Here is a 20,031-nt window from a genome sequence, read left to right as displayed (position 1 = left end):
CTAAAATTTAGTCTTTTTTAATGTTGGAAGAATCTCTAACGATTAATTCTGCATCCAGAATAATTTTGTTAAGCGTTTGTTTGTAATCGGGGTTTTTTACACGCTCTAAAAATGTTAATGCGGCTTGTTTGCCAATTTCAATACTATGTTGGTCGATGCTAGAAACCGTTGGTGTTAGCATTGCGGTAAAGGGTTCATTCCCAAATCCTACCAAAGCTATTTCATTTGGAACAGCAATATTTTGCTCATTTAAAACTTGCAGAGCACCTAAAGCAGCATAATCACCGGCCACATAAACGGCATCAGGTCTATGTTTTAAATCAAGCAGTTGCATCATTTTGTCTCTTCCATCTTCAGTGGTAAGGCTACTTTCTAAAAGCAGTTCTTCATCTAAAGGCAGGTGGTGTTTTTTAATCGCATCAATATAACCTCTAATACGGTTATTAAAAATACGTGTGCGCTTATAACCACCAATATGCGCAATCCTTTTACATCCTTGATTGATTAAATGCTCAACAATCATATGGCTGCTATCATAATCGTTGATACCAATATAATCTACATTTAAATCGTTTTCACCGCGGTCGAATAAAATTAAAGGGATGCCCTTCGATTTAATTTTTTCATAATAGGCTAAGTCTGTGGTTTCATTCGCCATAGAAGCAATAATGCCGTCTACTTGAGTAAACAATAAGGTGTCAATATTACTGCATTCTTTTTTATACGATTCATTAGATTGAGTAATTATTATATTATAACCTTCCTTGTTTAAAACCTCCTCAATATTTTGTATTACAGACGAAAAGAAGTTGCTATTGGTTCTTGGCACAATAACACCCACTAGGTTGCTTTTTCCTTTTCGAAGGGCGCTCGCTAAATGGTTTGGTTGGTAATTTAATTGTTTGGCAACCTTTTTTACTTCAGCTTTGGTTTTTGCGCTAATACGAGGATCGTCGTGCAAAGCTTTAGAAACCGCTGCTGGAGAAATATTTAAGACATTCGCAATGTCTTTTATGGTTATTTTTTTTTGGTTTACCAATTTTTTATATATTTGCTTAATCGTTTAAGCAAAAATAACGTTTTAGTTGAAATTACCAAAACTGTGAGGTTTAAATTAAAATAAAGTTTAACTTAGAGTTTTAAAGTGTATCAACAAAATTGCTTAAACGATTGAGCAATAATTTAATTAACTAAATCAATAACATTTAACATGAGTAGAGTAGTAACATTTGGTGAAATCATGCTTCGATTAGCACCTCAAGGATTTTTAAGATTTTCTCAAGCTGACAATTTCGACGTTGTTTACGGTGGTGGGGAGTCTAACGTTGCAGTTTCATTAGCTAATTATGGTGTTTCTGTAGATTTTGTAACTCGTTTACCAAAAAACGATATTGGCGAGTGTGCCATGATGGAAATGCGTAAAAGAGGTGTTGGTGTAGATAAAATTGTATGGGGTGGTGAGCGCCTTGGTATCTATTTCTTAGAAACTGGTGCAGTTTCTAGAGGTAGTAAAGTAGTTTACGATAGAGCTTATTCTTCTATGTCAACTATCCAATCTGGTATGATTAACTGGGAAGAAGTATTTAAAGGCGTAGAGTGGTTCCATTGGACTGGTATTACACCTGCAATTTCTCAAAGTTCTGCCGATGTTTGTTTAGAAGCTGTTAAAGCGGCTAGCAAATTAGGTGTTACTATTTCGACAGATTTGAATTACCGTGCTAAGCTTTGGAAATATTGCGACGCTGCAAAAAGAGAAGAAATTATGACTGAATTAACGTCTTATTGCGACGTTGTTTTAGGAAACGAAGAAGATGCTGAAATGCACTTTGGTATTAAACCAGCTGGAGCAGCAGTTCAAACTCATGGTCATGATGTAAAAGCTGAAGCGTTCTTGTCAGTTTGTCAACAAATGATGAAAAAATTCCCAAGAGCTAAAAAAGTTATTACAACTTTAAGAGGTTCTATTTCTGCGTCTCACAATACATGGGCAGGTGTTTTATACGATGGAAAACAAATGTTACAAACACGTCAATATCAAATTACCGATATCGTTGACCGTGTAGGTGGTGGAGATTCTTTTATGGGTGGATTAATCTACGGATTATTAACGTACCCAGATAACGATCAAAATGCTTTAGATTTTGCAGTGGCGGCATCTTGCTTAAAACACACTATTAAAGGTGATGCTAACTTAGTAACAGTAGACGAAGTAACCAAACTTATGGGTGGTGATGCTTCTGGTAGAGTTGCTAGATAATAATAGATTTTAAATACATAAACCTACAAGGTTTTCAAAAACCTTGTAGGTTTAAATAAATTTGAAATTATTAACTAAACTAAAACCTTTTAATAACTATATGGAAAAATCTATTGCAATAATCTGTGGTGGCGGTCCGGCACCTGGTATTAATACAGTTATTAGCACATTGGCCAAAACTTTTTTGAAAGACGGCTACAACGTTATAGGAGTGCATCACGGCTATAAAGGATTGCTCTCTGACAACCCCTCGCTAGTACATTTTGATTTTCATCATGCCGATCGTATTTTTAGTCGCGGTGGTTCTACTTTAATTATGAGTAGGTTTAAACCAAAAGACAGCGATTTTAATGCTCATTTTTTTAAAAAGCATAATGTAAAATTATTGGTTACTATTGGTGGCGATGATACGGCTTCTACAGCTAATAGATTAACCAAATATGTAAATACTCAGAATTTAGATGTAGCCCATGTTCATGTTCCTAAAACTATAGATAACGACTTACCACTGCCAGATAGAAATCCAACCTTTGGTTTTCATACGGCAAAAGACGAAGGCGTTCGCATTGGTAATACGGTTTATGAAGATGCCAGAACCAGCGAAAATTGGTTTGTGGTAGCTGCTATGGGGCGTTCTGCAGGTCATTTAGCATTCGGAATCGCTTCTGCTTGTCATTATCAAATGATGATTATTCCTGAAATGTTCAACAAAACGAACATCACTTTCGAGAAAATCATTAACATGATTATTTCTTCAATCATTAAATGTAAAATTCAGGGTATAGAATATGGCGTTGCGTTGGTTAGTGAAGGTGTTTTTCATTTTATGGAACAAGATGAAATCATTAATTCTGGTATCAATTTCACGTATGATGATCACGGACACCCAGAACTAGGTAATGTTAGTAAGTCGCATATTTTCAATTATTTATTACAAGTTAAATTGAAAGAATTAGGGTTGGATATAAAATCAAGACCGGTAGAACTTGGTTACGAATTAAGATGTTGTCCGCCAATTGCATTCGATTTAACCTTATGTACCTTACTTGGTATTGGTGTTAAAAAATTATTTGATGAAGGCAATACGGGTTGTATTGTTAGCGCGAATTCACGTGGCGACATTACACCATTATATTTAAAGGATTTTGAAGATGAGAATGGCAAAATCCCACCTAGATTAGTGGATATCAATTCTGATATGGCGCAACTATTTATCAATAACCTTTTCTATATAAAAGAAAAGGATTATGAAGAAGCTAAAAAATATGTTCCAAATCCTGAAGCATATGATTTTAAAAAAATATTAAACTGGGACTAGGAAATTTACATTTTAAAAACAATTCCCAATTTCAAAAGTTTAAGTATTCGAAGAATAAGAAATAAACAATAAAAATAAATAATAAAACTAATGGCACAATTTTCAAGATTAGAAGTGGCTCAAGCAATGAAAGAAACAGGGATGATTCCTTTATTTTTCCATAGCGATATAGAGCTAAGTAAAAAAGTATTAAAAGCTTGCTACGATGGTGGCGCAAGATTAATGGAATTTACAGCACGTGGTGATTTCGCTCACGAGGTTTTTGGTGAATTAACCAAATATGCTATTAAAGAATTACCAGGTATGATTATGGGTGTTGGTTCTGTTACAGATGCAGGACAAGCAACATTATACATGTCTTTAGGTGCTAACTTTATTGTAACGCCTGTTTTAAGAGAAGATATCGCAATTGCTTGTAACCGTAAAAAAGTATTATGGTCTCCAGGATGTGGAACTTTAACTGAAATAGCTAGAGCTGAAGAGTTAGGTTGCGAGATAGTAAAATTATTCCCTGGCGATATTTACGGACCAAATTTTGTAAAAGGCATTAAAGGCCCACAACCATGGACAAGCATTATGCCAACCGGAGGTGTTTCACCAACTGTTGAAAACTTGAAAGGATGGTTCGATGCTGGAGTTACTTGTGTTGGTATGGGATCTCAATTAATTTCTAAAGACATTATTGCAAATAAAGATTACGTTAAATTAGAGCAAGACGTTAAAGCTGCTTTGGCTATCGTTAAATCTGTTAGAAAATAATTTCAAATAGTATATAATAAAAAAATGCCGAGCATTAAAGTTCGGCATTTTTAATTATTCTAATTTTATATAATTTTCGGCATAAATGGGCGCTCCCGAGCTATCTGTTTGAATTTGACTAAAATGGTCTTCACCTATAATAATTTTATAAACAAACTCTTTTTTATCCTTAATAATAGCATTCATAGTTTTAGAACCAAAATCCAATATTTCGGTAAGAATACTATCTTTTATAGTATAATCTCCGTAGCCAAACCAGTCTAATGTGTCAGAGGCACGCTCTCTACTCCACATAACCTTGGTGTCAGAATACATTTTTATTTGCTTGTTTTCTAAAGAAGAAAGAATGGTATCAATGTCGCCATTTTCTTTATAGTTTAGGTAGCTTACTAATTTCCAGGCACCTTGTAGTGACGTTTTTTCAGTGTCAAAATTTGCATCACTGTTTTCATTATTGGAGTCGTTTTTACAAGAAAAAATTAGGGCAATACAGAAAAGAAGGATGATTAGTTTCATAAATAAAAGATATTTAGTATTAGTTACCTAAAGATACAAAATTAGAATTAAGTGTTTTTTTTAGTATTTTATAGACACAAAATATTAAATGTATTTAGAGTAACTATTGTTACAAAAAATATCGTTGTTTTTTTGTATTTAGATTTTTTGAAGCGATTTATTCTGCCTAAAAATCGAAAAAACTTCATTTTTTTATTAAAAAAGCATCTTTTAGAAAAAAAATTTTTTTTTCTATCAATTTTTTTTCGACTTATTTTATCCTGTTTCGAAATCGTTGTAGATGGTATTTATATGCAAGAAAATACATCTAAAACTGTTTTTTAATGAAGTTTTGAGGCGCTAATAGCCTAGGTTTTATCATAAAAATAATAAATTGAATAAAATTCAAAAAACATTATAAAAAATACACTAAAAATTAAAAAAATGGTAAAAAGTATTGCTAAAAATGAAAATTATGTAAATAATTTGCAAAAAATTATTTCGGTTAAAATCCGTTGAATTCCGAGATATGACATTTGTCATAATTAAATAGTCTCTTATAGGATAATTTTGGGTAGGTATTTAGCACACAATGTGCATTACATTTTTACAAGAAAAAAACCTGAAATTAATATGAAAGTTACTGATAAAATTGCCTTCTTAAAATCTAAAAGAGAAAAAGTTGCTTTAATGGGTGGCGAAGCTAGAATTGAAAAGCAGCATGCAAAAGGAAAACTAACAGCAAGAGAAAGAATAAACCTACTATTTGATGAAGATAGTTTTTATGAAATTGACTCTTTTGTAAAACATCGTTCTACAAATTTTGGAATGGAAAAGGTTGAATTTGCATCAGATGGTGTAATTATTGGTCATGGTACAGTTAATGGTAGAGTAGTTTTTGCGTTTTCTCAAGATTTTACTTCTGGTGGTGGCGCTTTAGGCGAAATGCACGCTACAAAAATTTGTAAAATCATGGATTTAGCCATGAAAGCTGGAGCACCAATAGTTGGTTTAAATGATTCTGGTGGAGCGAGAGTAGAAGAAGGTGTTGATGCTTTAAAAGGTTACGGAGATGTTTTCTTTAGAAACTCAAGAGCATCGGGTGTTATTCCTCAAATATCAGCTATCATGGGCCCTTGTGCTGGTGGTGCTGTTTATTCACCTGCAATGACCGACTTCATCTTTATGGTTAAGAAAACAAGTAATATGTTTATTACCAGTCCGTATGTAATTAAAACGGTAACCGGTGAAGAAACTACTTTCGAAGAATTGGGAGGTGCTATGGTTCACAATACAAAAAGTGGAAACGCACATTTTGCTTGCGAAGATGATGCAGATTGTATCGAACAAATTAGAGAATTACTAGATTATCTTCCTAATAATAATATGGAGTTAACGCCAGTAATCGAAATGGAAGACGACCCAAGAAGATCTTGTGATATGCTGGATACCATAATACCAGACGATTCTAAAATGGCTTACGATATGAAAGTAATCATTGAAGAAGTATTAGATCAAGGCGTTTTTTATGAAGTACACGAACATTTTGCTGAAAATTGTATCGTAGGGTTTGGAAGACTTAACAATCGTTCTGTAGGTATCATTGCAAACCAACCTAACTTTTTAGCTGGTTGTTTAGATATTGATGCATCAGATAAAATTAGTAGATTCATTCGTACATGTGATGCGTTTAATATTCCAATCATAACATTTGTTGATGTTCCAGGATATTTACCAGGTGTGCAACAAGAGTGGAACGGAATTATCAGACATGGTGCTAAATTATTATGGAGTTATTCAGAAGCTACCGTTCCTAAGTTTACGGTTGTGGTAAGAAAAGATTATGGTGGAGCCTATGTAGCAATGAGTTCAAAACACTTAGGAGCTGATATGGTTTTCGCGTGGCCAACTGCAGAAATAGCTGTAATGGGTGCTAAAGGTGCTGTAGAAGTTATTTCTAACTATAAAAAAGAAATTGCAGCCGCAGAAGATAAAGCAGCAAAAACACAAGAGAAAATTGAAGAGTACGAAACTGCTTTTGGCGTGCCATACTTGGCAGCAGAAAGAGGTTACATCGACGAAGTAATTTTACCAAGCGAAACTAGAGAAAGATTAATTATGGCTTTAGAAGCGTTAAGATCTAAAGTAGAATTAGTACCAGCAAAAAAACACGGAAACATTCCTCAATAAATATTAATATTATGACATTACTTGAAAAAAAGAGAAAAGCAGCTGTAATTGCAGCAACAATTTATCTTAGAATGGAAGAAGAAGAAGATAAAAATAAAATAGTATCTCAATATGGCTGGGGTAAAATGGGATTAATGAGAAGAATGAACGATAGAAAATTACTATTTAGCAACGGCAGAACAATAGGAGCTAGACTTATATAATTTAAAATTACAGAACAATGATATTTGATAAACACGGGGTATTGCAAATGACCAAAATGGATTATAGTGCAGACAGACCAAAAGCTGAAAACCCTATAAAAATACAAGATTTAAGTTTTAGAGACGGACACCAGTCATTATTTGCAACAAGAGGAAGAACCGAAGATATGATTCCTTTTGCTGAACAAATGGATGAAGTAGGTTTTCACGCCATCGAAACGTGGGGTGGAGCAACCTTCGATACTATGCACAGGTATTTGGGTGAAGATCCATGGGAACGTTTAAGAACACTTAAAAAATACATGCCTAAAACACCATTTTTTATGTTGTTAAGAGGGCAAAATGTGGTTGGATATAGAAACTATGCCGACGATGTTGTAGATAACTTTGTCCAACGTGCATGCGACAATGGTATGGACATTTTTAGATGTTTTGATGCATTAAACGATTACAGAAATTTTGAAACTGCGGCAAAAGTTGTTAAACGAAATGGTAAACACTTTCAAGGTACTATTTGTTACACATTAACAGAACCTAGATTAGGTGGCGAAGTTTATAACATTGATTATTATGTAAACAAAGCTAAAGAGTTAATGGAGTTTGGAGTAGATTCTATCTGTATTAAAGATATGGCTGGTTTAATTGCGCCTTACGATATTTATAACTTAGTGGTTGAACTTAAAAAAATCACTGATATTCCTTTAAACTTGCATACCCACTTTACATCGGGTATGGGCGATTTAGCAATTTTTAAAGCTATTGAAGCAGGTGTTGATATTGTGGATACATGTATGTCTCCTTATGCATATAGAACATCGCATGCCGCAATTGAGCCATTGGTAATTTCATTATTAGGTACTAATAGAGATACAGGTTTAGATATTAAAAAATTATCGGCTATTAGTGCGCAAATGGAAAAAGTAATTCCTAAATATAAGCACTTAGATAACAGTCCTAAGTATTCAATTATTGATACCGATGTAATTTTACATCAAACACCAGGAGGGATGCTTTCTAACCTTGTGAATCAATTAAAAGCAATGGATTCATTACATAGATTAGATGATGTATTTAAAATGTTACCTAAAGTTAGAAAAGATTTAGGACAAATCCCATTGGTAACACCTACAAGTCAAATTGTTGGAGTTCAAACAGTTAACAATGTATTGTTCGATTCTTTTGAAGGTGAGTATTCTAGAATTACACAAGAAGTAAAAGATTTATGTTATGGTTTATACGGTAAAACAACTTTACCAATTAATCCAGAACTTAGAAAGAAAGCTTTAAAAGATTACCCTAGAGGCGAGCAACATATTGAAGTAAGACCAGGTAGTGTTTTAGAACCAGAAATGGATGCTGTAAAAGCTGCTGCTAAAGGATTAGCTAAAGATATTGATGATGAAGTATTATTGGCATTATACCCTGTAACAGGTAAAAAATTCTTAAAAATCAAATACGGTTTAGAAGAAATGCCAGAAGATATGAAGGCAAAAACCTTAGAAGATGTTAAGAAAGAAGAAGAGTTAATAGCTAAAGCACTCTCAGGTGAACTTAAAGCAGGAGGCGGTAATAATTCTGGTATCATGTGTGATATGGAAGTATTAGTAGATGGTGAGTCATTTACAGTATCAATTCCAAAAACAAACACATCTACAAGATCTGTTTGGAAAAAGAAAGAGCCGAAAGAAGTTGTTGTTGAAGGCGCTATTACTGCTCCAATACCAGGTATGATTGTAGAGTTTAAAAAGAAAAATGGCGATACTGTGAAAGCTGGAGAAATTGTAGTTGTTCTAGAAGCAATGAAAATGATGAACAACTTCGAAGCTAGTAAAGATGGTGTCATTTCAGGAATTAAATTCGAATCTGGAGATACCGTTTCTAAAGGAGATGTTTTATTTTCAATAGATTAAAAATTAGTATAAATAAACATTTATAAAACGGCCTAAGAATTTTCTTAGGCTGTTTTTGTTTAATGATTATATTAAAGTTAATTACTCTTAGCGATCGTTCAAATTTGAGTAAAGATTTTTCAATTACATAATTGCGTTTCGAAAGTCTAAACTCAGGTCAAATCTATTCAAATAAAAGCACAGAAACACAATTAGTAAGTATAATGGTTATTAACAATAAAATTTGTTAAGAATATGTTTACTGATAGCTAAAAAGTTGAATGAAGCTATACATTATGATAATAAATAATTATAAATTGATAATATCTTTTGATGATTTTGGGGTAGGATTTGCTACAAAAATTCTACTTTTGTTAGTATAAAATAAGTTTAAGTTATGTCTGATAATATAGAAAAAGTAAAATGTTTAATTATAGGTTCTGGACCTGCAGGTTATACAGCGGCAATTTATGCGGCGAGAGCAAATATGAAACCTGTTTTATACCAAGGAACACAACCTGGTGGACAATTAACTACTACCAATGAGGTTGAAAATTTCCCTGGGTATCCAGAAGGAATTACAGGACCAGAGATGATGATGGAGTTGCAAAAACAAGCAGAGCGTTTTGAAACAGATGTGCGCAATGGCTGGATTACTAAAGTTGATTTTTCTGGTGATATACACAAAGTTTGGGTTAACGATACAAAAGAAATACATTGCGATACCGTAATAATTTCAACAGGAGCTTCTGCTAAATATTTAGGTTTAGAATCTGAGCAAAAATATTTAAAATTGGGTGGCGGTGTTTCGGCTTGTGCTGTTTGCGATGGGTTCTTTTACAGAAATCAGGAAGTGGTAATTGTGGGTGCTGGAGATTCTGCATGCGAAGAAGCGCATTATTTATCTAAGCTTTGTAAAAAAGTAACCATGTTGGTGAGACGTGACGAATTTAGAGCCTCTAAAATTATGGCGAACAGAGTAAAAAATACGCCAAATATAGAAATCATGTTTAATACAGAAACCGATGAAGTTTTAGGAGACGGACAAGTTGTAACAGGTGTTCGTGTGGTTAATAACCAAACTAAAGAGAAATTGGTTATTCCTGCTACTGGGTTTTTTGTAGCGATAGGGCATAAACCAAATACCGATATTTTTAAAGACTTCTTAAAATTAGATGAAACAGGTTATATTATCAATAAACCTGGGAGCTCTAAAACAAATATAGAAGGGGTTTTTGTTTCTGGCGATGCTGCAGATCATGTATATAGACAAGCAGTAACGGCAGCAGGAACAGGATGTATGGCAGCGCTTGATGCAGAGCGTTATTTAGCCTCAAAAGACACAACCTTCGAAGTTTCTACACCAAGTTATAATTAGTAACTATTTAAAACTACAGCCGAAATTAATATTTCGGCTTTTTTTTTAATTTTTTTTAAAAATTTAATAAAATGTGTTTTCTTTGGGCACAATTTAAAACGGGATGTGGCGCAGTCCGGTAGCGTACACGGCTGGGGGCCGTGTGGTCGCAGGTTCAAATCCTGTCATCCCGACAAAATAATAGATCAATTACTATCAAAAACCTGTTAATCGTATAATTAACAGGTTTTTGCGTTTTTATTTATTTCAAATGAAATAAAAAATGCTATTAAAAGGACAACATAGCGGATACAAAATTATTTTTAAAAATGTGTTGACAGAATTGTGAAATATCTACTACTTGTTGTACAAGTAAATGGTTTTTAAAATGGATTTAGTTTTCGTCTGTTAAAACATTATTCCAAACGCCACTTCTGTTGTTAACATGCTTCCAACAGGTAAAATGAATACCCCATTATTCAATTGTTGGACAAGGTGCGCATAATATCTTAAGCACTAACAAAACTGCTAAATGAACGTCTATAATCCTAAGAATTAAATGAACGAATTCGTTTATATGGCTTATTTGTACTGATAATTATCATTGCAGAATTAATGATTAAAATATATATTTAAAATATTAACTAATACAATTATCAAATTTACTTGAACTATAAAGTGAAAAAGAAACAATATATTAAAACCTGTAAAAATGAACTCAAAACTAATTGTATATCCAACAGATTTTTCAGCCTGTGCAAAAAACGCCATGGCTTATGCTATAGCTATGGCTAAAGTGATAGAAGGAAAAATTAAAATAATACATGCTATTGAAATTGGTGGTATTGCCTCAACAGAGGTAAACCCAAGTGTTCTTGTAGATACGTTTAATGAACTAGAGGAGCAAGCAGAAGAAAAATTAGAAAAGCTTAAAAAAGAAATCGAATCTTTTGGTCTGGAATGTGATTATGATATTATACCAGTAAAAACTCTATTTATTAAAGATTATATAGAAAAAGAGAATCCAATTATGATTGTTATGGGTACTATTGGCAATAATGGATTAGAAAACAAAATATTTGGAAGTCTTGCCTCTCAATTTATTAGAAACACAAAATCTATGGTTTTGACAATACCTAGAGAGGCTAAATTTAATGATTTATCTGAAGTAGTGTTTGCCTCAAACTTTCATACAAAAGATATGTCCTGCCTCGAGTTTATTAAAAAAATAGTGACGTATTATAAGGCTAAGCTTAGCGTTGTTCATATCTGTGAAGACATAAATAATGTAGAACTAGAACGTAAATATCTTTTAAGTATGGAGAATGAAGCTTCGAAAACCATTGGGATTAAAACGCTTCATTCTGAACTCCTTTATAGCGAAAATGCCGAAGATGAATTGTTAGAATTTTTGGAAAATACGAAACCAGATATGCTAGCCATGGTGTCTAGAAAAAGAAACTTTATTGAACGCATTTTCGATAAAAGTTTAGCAAAGAAAATGGTAAATTATACAAATACACCGGTTCTTGTTTTTCCAAGTTAAATAGTTTGTTTAGAAAGCAATAAAACCCTTTTTTAAACTATTTCTAATCGATAAATTTTGTGGGTAGATATTAATCAGAATTCTACGAAAGATTAATTATCTACTCACAGATTTTTCTAATGGCGGAAAAATTGAAACCTTATGTTGTTGTTATGGGAAATGTACTAAAATGTAAAATTAGCATCAAAAATTTGCATAGTGAGCTTTTCAAAACGCATCGTCTAATTAGTAATTTCTAATTTTGTAAAATAGTCAGTGTTATTCAACTGTTTCATAAAATAGTCTTGGAATAATAATCATAAAACAATACATCATAGGGAATTAAGATATTCTTTGTTAGTTAAACCTTTTCAAATTATGAAATAAAAAGCAATCGATTTAAAACACCTGCCCAAAATGGATAATTTATACTTAAATATTTTAGGCTTTTCTATTTGTACTGTCGTCATACTTATAAGTGGTGCCAAACTATCTAAATATGGTGATATCCTTGCAGATATGCTGGGTTGGGGCAAGATGTTTATGGGTATCATTTTAATGGCTTCAGTAACCTCAATTCCAGAATTGATGTCGGGTATAAGTTCGGTTGTTATTGTAGACGCACCAAATCTTGCTGTAGGTGATATTGTTGGGAGTTGTGCTTTCAACATTCTTATAATTTCGATTATGGACTTATTCTATAATCCAAATAAACCACTCACATCGGCCGTACAACCCGGACATATTATTGCGGGTTCCATGGGCATCATTATGTTAAGTTTTGTGGCCTTAGCTATTATTATGCCTGGTGTTTTTGGAAGAATTGGCTGGATTGGCGGTTCAAGTTTAATTTTTCTACTATTATATTTCTTTGCCATCCGCGTATTATACAAATATGAAAAAAAGCAATCCATAGATCATAAGCATCCTCAAACCGAAAATTATACTAAGAAACAAATTATCTCTAAATACGTAAAAAATGCCTTATTCGTAATGATGGCTGCAATGGCACTTCCTTATTTTGGCGAACATATTGCCAATACAACTGGCTTGGGTCAAAGCTTTTTTGGAACATTATTTCTAGCAGGCTCTACATCTTTACCAGAAATTGTTGTTTCTGTAGCAGCCATACGCATGGGAACCATTGATCTAGCCATTGGTAACATATTTGGAAGTAATATTTTTAATATAGGAATATTGGCATTAGACGATATATTATATACCAAAGGACCACTTTTAATGGCTTCTAGCTCAAATCATATTATACCTGTTCTTGGAACAATTATAATTACGGCTATTGGTATTACAGGAATAGTTTTTAAATCGGAAAGAAAATGGAAACTTGCAATAGATACAGTTTTAATAGTTCTCGTTTTTATTATGATGATGGTATTTTTATATTATAAAGTTAGCACAACAAAATAATGAACTGGCATTTACTACCAATAAGAGAAATTTCACAACTATTAAATACTAGTTCTTCTGGGCTTAGTACTATTAATAGTAGTCAGAGGCTGATAGAATACGGAAAAAATGAAATTGAGGATACAAAAAAGAAAACCATTTTGCAGATGGTTTTGCATCAATTAACAGATGTTATGATTTTGATTCTTATTGCTGCGGCAGTTATTTCTGGAATTATAGGAGATGTAACCGATACTATAATTATTCTTGTTATTATAATTTTAAATGCCATTGTAGGTTTTGTACAAGAATATAGAGCGGAGAAAGCAATGGAGGCCCTAAAAAGTATGATGGCGAGTCATGCTCGAACTCTGCGTGACGGGAAATTAATCGATATTCCATCTGCGGAACTTGTCCCCGGAGATGTTGTCTCTCTGGAAGCTGGAAATATTATTCCTGCTGATGTTCGTTTTATTGAAACCCATCAAATTAAAGTAGATGAATCTGCGTTAACGGGCGAATCTCATAATGTTGAAAAAACATTAGATGAACTACCACCTCAAAGTGATTATGCTTTGGGCGACCGCACCAATATGGGCTATAAGGGAACTTTTATTTCTAACGGAAGGGCTTTGGCTTATGTTGTTGCAACTGGTATGAATACAGAATTAGGGCGTATTGCTAAAATGATTCAAACCGAAGAAACGCTTACCCCTTTGCAAAAAAGATTGAATGCCTTTGGAAAAAAACTTTCGGTTGTAATACTCATTATTTGCATAGTTATTTTTACAATAGGCTTGTTGCGTGGTGAAACTATCCTAAATATGTTAATCCTGTCTATCTCTCTTGCGGTTGCCGCCATACCTGAAGCCATGCCTGCCTTGGTAACTATCACACTGGCATTAGGTGCTAAAAAATTAGTGAAGAATAATGCCTTAATAAGAAAACTTCCGGCGGTAGAAACATTGGGGTCTGTTACCTATATCTGTTCTGATAAAACAGGAACACTTACTTTAAACAAAATGACAGTGCAGGAAGTTTTTGAAATATCCGCTACAAATTCGCCGGATGTTTTCAATGAAAGAGAACATACTTTGCTAAATGCAATAGCTTTAAACAATGATGTTTCAAAAGATAATGAAGGTAGGTGGCTAGGAGATTCTACCGAAGTTGCATTAGTTGAATATGCGTATGAAAAAGATATTGAAAGAATACATTTAGAAAAAAAATATGCAAGAATAGCTGAAATGCCATTCGATTCTACCAGAAAGTGCATGACTACGTTTCATAAAACAGATAAAGGAATCCTAGTCATAACTAAAGGAGCCGTAGATGTATTGCTAGAGAAACTGGTTGATAGTCAAAAATCACTTATCCCTGATTTTGAATATAAAGCCAACAAAATGGCAGAAAGAGGGCATCGCGTTTTAGGATATGCCGTACGGCTATTACCTTCGATGCCAAAGCATATTAACGCAGATGAAATAGAAACAGAATTAACACTTATAGGCTTTGTAGGGATGATAGATCCGCCACGAGAAGAAGTTAAACAAGCCGTAAAAGAATGTAAAGATGCAGGAATAATTCCTGTTATGATTACTGGAGATCATAAATTAACCGCACAGGCAATTGCAAAACAATTAGGTATTGTTTCTTCTGAAGATGATTTGGTATTAAATGGTTCTGAACTAAATGCATTATCTGATGATGTATTTGAAAATATTGTTGAAAAAGTTCGTGTATATGCTCGTGTAAATCCTGAGCAAAAGCTAAAAATCGTCAAAGCTTTGCAGCATAAACATCAATTTGTTGCTATGACAGGTGATGGTGTGAATGATGCTCCCGCACTTAAAAACGCAGATATTGGAGTTGCCATGGGAATTAATGGCACCGAAGTAACAAAAGAGGCTTCCCACATGATTCTATTGGATGATAATTTTGCAACCATTGTAGTAGCAGTAAAACATGGACGAAAAATATTTGATAATATATTAAAGTTCATCAAATATATTATGACGGGTAACTCAAGTGAAATATGGGCGATTTTTCTAGCGCCATTTTTAGGCTTGCCAATCCCGTTACTTGCCATACATATTTTGTGGGTTAATTTGATTACCGATGGTTTACCCGGACTCGCCTTAGCATCAGAACCTGCAGAAATAGATATTATGAAACGACCTCCAAGAAGTCCGAAATTAAGCATTTTTGCAGGAGGTATGGCAATGCATATTCTTTGGGTAGGATTCTTAATGGGTGTTATTACTTTAGGAATTCAGGCCTGGGCCATACACCATGAAAATTCTAACTGGCAAACCATGGTCTTCACAGTTTTGTGCTTTAGTCAATTGGGACACGTAATGGCTATTCGTTCAGAGAAAGAATCTATTTTTATAATCGGTATATTTTCAAATAAGCCTTTAGTAGGTGCTTTAATAATAACTTTTGCTCTGCAATTAATGATTATTTACCTTCCTTTCTTTAATGATGTGTTTAAAACACAACCACTTACTTGGATAGAATTAGGAATTACCTTAGCTGTATCAACAATTATTTTTTGGGCCGTAGAATTTGAAAAATTATTGAAAAGAATAAAATCTAATAATTAATTAATAAATTTAATAGAAAAACCAATTTACCATGAAAAGATTAATGAATTATTTACTCCACGGAATATTATATATCGCACCGTTAGCTATAACCATATATATAATCTATTCAATTTTCACCCTTATAGACGAAACCTTACAAAAAGTACTTATCAAAATTTTTGATTTTAATATACCGGGCTTAGGTTTTGTCACTTTAATATTATTCTTAATTCTGGTCGGATTTTTAGGCAAATCTTTTATTGCAAGACCTTTTAATCTGTTCATTCAAAAAACTCTGGAAAGAGTGCCATTGTTAAATTTATTATATTCTGCCATAAATGATTTATTTTCAGCATTTGTAGGAAAAGAAAAAAAATTTAACCAGCCTGTTTTGGTCAAAGTGAATTTAATTTCAAACTTAGAAAAGTTAGGGTTCATTACAGAAGAAAACCTAGAACTCTTAAACGAAAAAGACAAAGTTGCGGTGTATTTTCCACACTCTTATAATTTTTCTGGCGAACTATTTATTGTCCCAAAAGAACATATTAAAGCCATAGATTTAAGTTCTACAGATGTTATGAAGTTTATTGTATCTGCAGGAGTCTCTGGCTGGGAAAAAACTCCGACATAAACATCAAATTAAAACCATCTATAGATTAGAATAAGTACTTTTTACGTATTTAAGTTATTGGTAATAAGGTAATTTTATAGCCTTTGACTAATGCTTGGATTTGGCTTTCCTAAACATCTCGAATATTCGTTTAATGTAAGGTTAAAGCTTCCCCAACTTTGGAAAATTCTTCACCCGACAAATTATTATAAATAATTACTGATTTCTCCATAGAAAACGCTGAAGTTTTTAAATAAAAGACTAGATATTTTTTAATTTTAATGGGTGAAAAATTAATAAAATACCCTTTATTTGTGCTGAATTTTAATTTTTCATTATGGTCATAGGTATTTTAAAAGAGTGGTATGATAAAAAAGTAGGATTGGTACCTTCTGTGGTTCAAAAACTAATAGCAAAAGGATACGAAGTACAAGTAGAAACAAAATCTGGTAGAACGTCTTTTATAGCGAATGCAGATTTTGAGGCTGCAGGGGCATCTATCAAAAGTAGAGAAGAAATTTTTGAAAATTCAGATATTGTAATTTCGTTCACTCCTATAAAAGAAGAAGAATATCCAAAGTTAAAAAAAGGCACCATTTACATTTCACATTTTAAGCCTTATATTTTTAAAGATGTTTCAGTTCAATTAGAAAAGCATGGAATTAAAGCCTTCAGTTTGGATATGATTCCTAGATCATCCATCGCACAATCAATGGATGTATTATCATCTATGTCATCGATAGCAGGATACAAGGCAGTTTTAAGAGCAGCAGATTTGTTGCCTAGATATTTTCCAATGTTAATAACCTCTGCGGGAAGCATAAAACCAGCAAAAGTTCTTGTTATTGGAGCAGGTGTTGCAGGGTTGCAAGCAATTGCTACAGCAAAACGAATAGGAGCTGTTGTTGAAGCTGTTGATACACGATTAGAGACGGAAGATGAGGTTAAAAGTTTAGGCGGGAAATTTTTAAAAGTAGAAGGTGCTAATCAAGCTACCAGTCAAGGTTATGGGGCAGAACAAAGCGAAGAATTCATTAAGAAACAACGCGAAATGATGTTTAAACATATCACGGATGCCGATGTTATTATTTGTACAGCAACCGTTAGAAGTACAAAAGCTCCAGTAATAGTAACCAAGGAAATGGTTGAAAACATGCGAAGAGGCTCGGTAATTATTGATTTAGCTTCGGATGCTGGCGGGAATTGCGAGTTAACCGAAGATGGTAAAACGATTATTCATAATTATGTGCATATAGTTGGTAATTCAAATTTATCTGACGCTGCCGTAGTTGATGCTTCCACACTTTTTGCAAATAATGTTTATAATTTTTTAAATCACATTTCCGATTCAGATTTAAAATTAAAAACCAATAATCAAGACGAAATTTACACCGCTTCTTGCATATCAAATTGTTAATCAATCTTAAATTTATTTACACTAATATGTACGCAAAATGGTAGGATGCAATCATTTGCTCAAACCTTTTTGTTTCAATAATAACCGATAATTAAAAACTAACCAACAATGACTGATATACTTCAATTCATTACAACTAATTTAAACATGATTTATATTTTGGCCTTTGCAATCTTCTTGGGCTTTGAAATCATATCAAAAGTACCAACCGTCTTGCATACGCCTTTAATGTCGGGTTCGAATGCCATAAGTGGACTAATATTAATTGGTGCTATATTATTAATTCGCGTAACGCCTTCCGATAATTATATAACCTTAATATTAGCAACGTTCGGAATCATTTTTGGAGCTGTTAACGCTTTTGGAGGATTTGCTGTTACTGGCAGAATGTTAGAAATGTTTAACAAAAAAAGAAATAAATAATGATAGTTTTATTTGATATTGTATTATTTATTAGCTCTATTTTATTAATTGTAGGTTTACGTAAATTATCGCATCCTGAGTCTGCTAACAATGGTAATAAACTTGCGGCGCTTGGTGTTGGCTTGGGAATTGTTGTGGCCATTTTTTATCCCTTAGAAACACAAAACAATAATTATTTATTTATTGGAATAGGCCTTTTAATTGGAGGTATTATAGGGGTAATTTCTGCGAAAAAAGTACCAATGACAGCAATGCCAGAAATGGTTTCATTATTTAATGGTTTTGGAGGCTTTTCAGCGGCTTTAATTTCGTTGATTTGGTTAATTAATAATAACTCCATTGGGAATTACACAGATTTGACTGTGGTATTAACAAATCTATTTTTAGGATTTGTTGCTTTTACAGGATCGATGGTAGCCTATGGTAAATTAAGTGGTAAGCTTAAGGATAAACACCTGCAAATACCTTATGCCACAATTGTAAATATTTGTTTGCTAATTGTAGCTATTGGATTAATAAGCTTCTTTGCTTACGAAGGAAAACTTACTACGACACATTTAATTTTATTTACAGTACTTTCAGTAATCTATGGCGTAACCTTTGTAGCACCTATTGGTGGAGCCGATATGCCAGTGGTAATTTCACTTTTAAATTCATTAACAGGTATTACTGCTGCCATTTCTGGAATTATGACTGATAATAAACTTATGTTGTTAGGTGGAATTTTAGTGGGCTCATCCGGAATTATTTTAACATTGTTAATGTGTACCGCCATGAACCGCACTTTAATAGGGGTTTTGTTTGGTAATTTTTCGGCAAAAAAAGAAGATGCTGGGTCTAATGCGGTATATGGCACTATAAAAGAAATTTCGGCGTCCGATTTAGCCATTCAGCTTGCTTATTCAGAACGAGTTGCTATTATTCCGGGGTATGGAATGGCAGTAGCACAGGCGCAAAAAATTGTTAAAGATGTTGAGAATATACTAATTAATAAAGGTGTCGAACTTAAATACACCATACATCCAGTTGCGGGTAGAATGCCTGGACATATGAACGTTTTACTAGCAGAGGCTGATGTGAGTTATGATAAATTACTTGATTTGGAAGAGTCAAACGATTATTTAGCTTCAACAGATGTAGCCATTGTTGTTGGAGCCAATGATGTGGTGAATCCTTCAGCAAAGGATGATCCTACGAGTAAAATTTATGGCATGCCTATATTAGATGTTTCAAAAACTAAAAACGTCATTGTTTTAAAGCGAAGTATGAATGCTGGATATGCAGGTATAGAAAACCCTTTATTCTTCAAAGATAATACCAAGATGCTTTTTGCTGATGCTAAAAAATCATTAGAAAGTATTCTTGGTGAGTTGAAAAACTTGTAAAAATTAAGAGTTTCATTTTAAAAATATTGAAATGAAACTCTTAATTACACATTTAGCAATTTGCAAGCTTTATATATCTTTTCCTAAAAAAATAGCTAATCTTACACATAATAATATAAAACTAATTAGTATTTATATTGAATTTTGTGTGGTATAAGTATGTAAACCAATCATCGAGATAAAAATTATTTCAGTATAGCTAATAACACAG

Annotated in this window: 16 protein-coding genes and 1 tRNA gene; 15 read left to right on the top strand and 2 right to left on the bottom strand. The window is 33.1% G+C overall.

The window, feature by feature from the left end:
• Window positions 1–7: 7 nt before the first annotated feature.
• Window positions 8–1,039, bottom strand: coding sequence for a LacI family DNA-binding transcriptional regulator (locus tag ACFQ0I_RS11995; protein ID WP_379942570.1), 1,032 nt, complete (start codon window positions 1,037–1,039; stop codon window positions 8–10).
• A 171-nt stretch (window positions 1,040–1,210) separates the two neighbouring features.
• Here ACFQ0I_RS11995 and ACFQ0I_RS11990 point away from each other — a divergent pair, with 171 nt between their 5' ends.
• From ACFQ0I_RS11990 to ACFQ0I_RS11980, 3 genes are all read left to right on the top strand, one after another.
• A complete protein-coding gene (locus ACFQ0I_RS11990) occupies window positions 1,211–2,257 on the top strand; it encodes a PfkB family carbohydrate kinase (RefSeq protein ID WP_379942568.1) in 1,047 nt (348 codons plus the stop codon).
• Window positions 2,258–2,357: 100 nt separating this feature from the next.
• Window positions 2,358–3,575, top strand: coding sequence for a 6-phosphofructokinase (locus ACFQ0I_RS11985; protein ID WP_379942566.1), 1,218 nt, complete (start codon window positions 2,358–2,360; stop codon window positions 3,573–3,575).
• Window positions 3,576–3,665: 90 nt separating this feature from the next.
• Window positions 3,666–4,334 carry a bifunctional 4-hydroxy-2-oxoglutarate aldolase/2-dehydro-3-deoxy-phosphogluconate aldolase gene (locus ACFQ0I_RS11980; RefSeq protein ID WP_379942564.1) on the top strand — a complete coding sequence of 223 codons (669 nt, stop codon included), beginning with the start codon at window positions 3,666–3,668 and terminating at the stop codon, window positions 4,332–4,334.
• Window positions 4,335–4,388: 54 nt separating this feature from the next.
• On the opposite strand, the gene ACFQ0I_RS11975 is transcribed toward ACFQ0I_RS11980, so the two are convergent.
• A complete protein-coding gene (locus tag ACFQ0I_RS11975) occupies window positions 4,389–4,850 on the bottom strand; it encodes a hypothetical protein (protein ID WP_379942563.1) in 462 nt (153 codons plus the stop codon).
• A gap of 612 nt (window positions 4,851–5,462) precedes the next feature.
• Here ACFQ0I_RS11975 and ACFQ0I_RS11970 point away from each other — a divergent pair.
• The 12 genes from ACFQ0I_RS11970 (at window position 5,463) to ACFQ0I_RS11915 (ending at window position 19,820) form a co-directional block, all read left to right on the top strand.
• Window positions 5,463–7,019, top strand: coding sequence for an acyl-CoA carboxylase subunit beta (locus ACFQ0I_RS11970; protein ID WP_379942561.1), 1,557 nt, complete (start codon window positions 5,463–5,465; stop codon window positions 7,017–7,019).
• Between the two features lie 11 nt (window positions 7,020–7,030).
• On the top strand, window positions 7,031–7,222 hold the full coding sequence (locus ACFQ0I_RS11965) for a hypothetical protein (RefSeq protein ID WP_379942559.1): 192 nt from the start codon (window positions 7,031–7,033) through the stop codon (window positions 7,220–7,222).
• 17 nt (window positions 7,223–7,239) lie between these two features.
• Window positions 7,240–9,132, top strand: a complete 1,893-nt coding sequence (locus ACFQ0I_RS11960) for a pyruvate carboxylase subunit B (RefSeq protein ID WP_379942557.1) — start codon at window positions 7,240–7,242, stop codon at window positions 9,130–9,132.
• 376 nt (window positions 9,133–9,508) lie between these two features.
• Window positions 9,509–10,489 (top strand): thioredoxin-disulfide reductase, encoded by a 981-nt coding sequence (gene trxB, locus ACFQ0I_RS11955; protein ID WP_379942555.1) that lies wholly within the window; start codon window positions 9,509–9,511, stop codon window positions 10,487–10,489.
• A gap of 99 nt (window positions 10,490–10,588) precedes the next feature.
• Window positions 10,589–10,662, top strand: a tRNA-Pro gene (locus ACFQ0I_RS11950).
• A gap of 518 nt (window positions 10,663–11,180) precedes the next feature.
• Window positions 11,181–12,014, top strand: coding sequence for a universal stress protein (locus tag ACFQ0I_RS11945; RefSeq protein WP_379942553.1), 834 nt, complete (start codon window positions 11,181–11,183; stop codon window positions 12,012–12,014).
• Between the two features lie 396 nt (window positions 12,015–12,410).
• A complete protein-coding gene (locus ACFQ0I_RS11940) occupies window positions 12,411–13,418 on the top strand; it encodes a sodium:calcium antiporter (RefSeq protein ID WP_379942551.1) in 1,008 nt (335 codons plus the stop codon).
• Window positions 13,418–16,003: a calcium-translocating P-type ATPase, PMCA-type gene (locus tag ACFQ0I_RS11935; protein WP_379942549.1), complete on the top strand. Its 2,586-nt coding sequence runs from the start codon at window positions 13,418–13,420 to the stop codon at window positions 16,001–16,003. Before ACFQ0I_RS11940 ends, ACFQ0I_RS11935 begins: the two co-directional genes overlap by 1 nt.
• Before the next feature lie 31 nt (window positions 16,004–16,034).
• Complete coding sequence (locus ACFQ0I_RS11930) at window positions 16,035–16,616, top strand: DUF502 domain-containing protein (RefSeq protein WP_379942548.1); 582 nt, start codon at window positions 16,035–16,037, stop codon at window positions 16,614–16,616.
• 316 nt (window positions 16,617–16,932) lie between these two features.
• Entirely contained in the window at window positions 16,933–18,012 is a 1,080-nt protein-coding gene (locus tag ACFQ0I_RS11925) for an NAD(P) transhydrogenase subunit alpha (RefSeq protein WP_379942546.1), read from the top strand.
• 108 nt (window positions 18,013–18,120) lie between these two features.
• A complete protein-coding gene (locus tag ACFQ0I_RS11920; RefSeq protein WP_379942544.1) occupies window positions 18,121–18,435 on the top strand; it encodes an NAD(P) transhydrogenase subunit alpha in 315 nt (104 codons plus the stop codon).
• Complete coding sequence (locus ACFQ0I_RS11915; RefSeq protein WP_379942542.1) at window positions 18,435–19,820, top strand: NAD(P)(+) transhydrogenase (Re/Si-specific) subunit beta; 1,386 nt, start codon at window positions 18,435–18,437, stop codon at window positions 19,818–19,820. Before ACFQ0I_RS11920 ends, ACFQ0I_RS11915 begins: the two co-directional genes overlap by 1 nt.
• The last annotated feature ends 211 nt before the right edge of the window (window positions 19,821–20,031 follow it).

This window comes from Mariniflexile aquimaris (assembly GCF_042676825.1).
GTDB classification, from domain to species: Bacteria; Bacteroidota; Bacteroidia; order Flavobacteriales; family Flavobacteriaceae; genus Mariniflexile; species Mariniflexile aquimaris.
The sequence above is the reverse complement of the archived record's forward strand: the minus strand, read 5'-3'. Positions and strand labels throughout refer to the sequence as shown.

Bases quoted from the DNA above. Each gene is read 5' to 3' on its own strand.
- ACFQ0I_RS11980 (WP_379942564.1), top strand. From the start codon at position 3,666: ATGGCACAATTTTCAAGATTAGAAGTGGCTCAAGCAATGAAAGAAACA.
- ACFQ0I_RS11965 (WP_379942559.1), top strand. From the start codon at position 7,031: ATGACATTACTTGAAAAAAAGAGAAAAGCAGCTGTAATTGCAGCAACA.
- ACFQ0I_RS11915 (WP_379942542.1), top strand. From the start codon at position 18,435: ATGATAGTTTTATTTGATATTGTATTATTTATTAGCTCTATTTTATTA.
- ACFQ0I_RS11940 (WP_379942551.1), top strand. From the start codon at position 12,411: ATGGATAATTTATACTTAAATATTTTAGGCTTTTCTATTTGTACTGTC.
- ACFQ0I_RS11990 (WP_379942568.1), top strand. From the start codon at position 1,211: ATGAGTAGAGTAGTAACATTTGGTGAAATCATGCTTCGATTAGCACCT.
- ACFQ0I_RS11970 (WP_379942561.1), top strand. From the start codon at position 5,463: ATGAAAGTTACTGATAAAATTGCCTTCTTAAAATCTAAAAGAGAAAAA.
- ACFQ0I_RS11925 (WP_379942546.1), top strand. From the start codon at position 16,933: ATGGTCATAGGTATTTTAAAAGAGTGGTATGATAAAAAAGTAGGATTG.
- trxB (WP_379942555.1), top strand. From the start codon at position 9,509: ATGTCTGATAATATAGAAAAAGTAAAATGTTTAATTATAGGTTCTGGA.
- ACFQ0I_RS11985 (WP_379942566.1), top strand. From the start codon at position 2,358: ATGGAAAAATCTATTGCAATAATCTGTGGTGGCGGTCCGGCACCTGGT.
- ACFQ0I_RS11920 (WP_379942544.1), top strand. From the start codon at position 18,121: ATGACTGATATACTTCAATTCATTACAACTAATTTAAACATGATTTAT.
- ACFQ0I_RS11930 (WP_379942548.1), top strand. From the start codon at position 16,035: ATGAAAAGATTAATGAATTATTTACTCCACGGAATATTATATATCGCA.
- ACFQ0I_RS11960 (WP_379942557.1), top strand. From the start codon at position 7,240: ATGATATTTGATAAACACGGGGTATTGCAAATGACCAAAATGGATTAT.
- ACFQ0I_RS11975 (WP_379942563.1), bottom strand. From the start codon at position 4,850: ATGAAACTAATCATCCTTCTTTTCTGTATTGCCCTAATTTTTTCTTGT.
- ACFQ0I_RS11935 (WP_379942549.1), top strand. From the start codon at position 13,418: ATGAACTGGCATTTACTACCAATAAGAGAAATTTCACAACTATTAAAT.
- ACFQ0I_RS11945 (WP_379942553.1), top strand. From the start codon at position 11,181: ATGAACTCAAAACTAATTGTATATCCAACAGATTTTTCAGCCTGTGCA.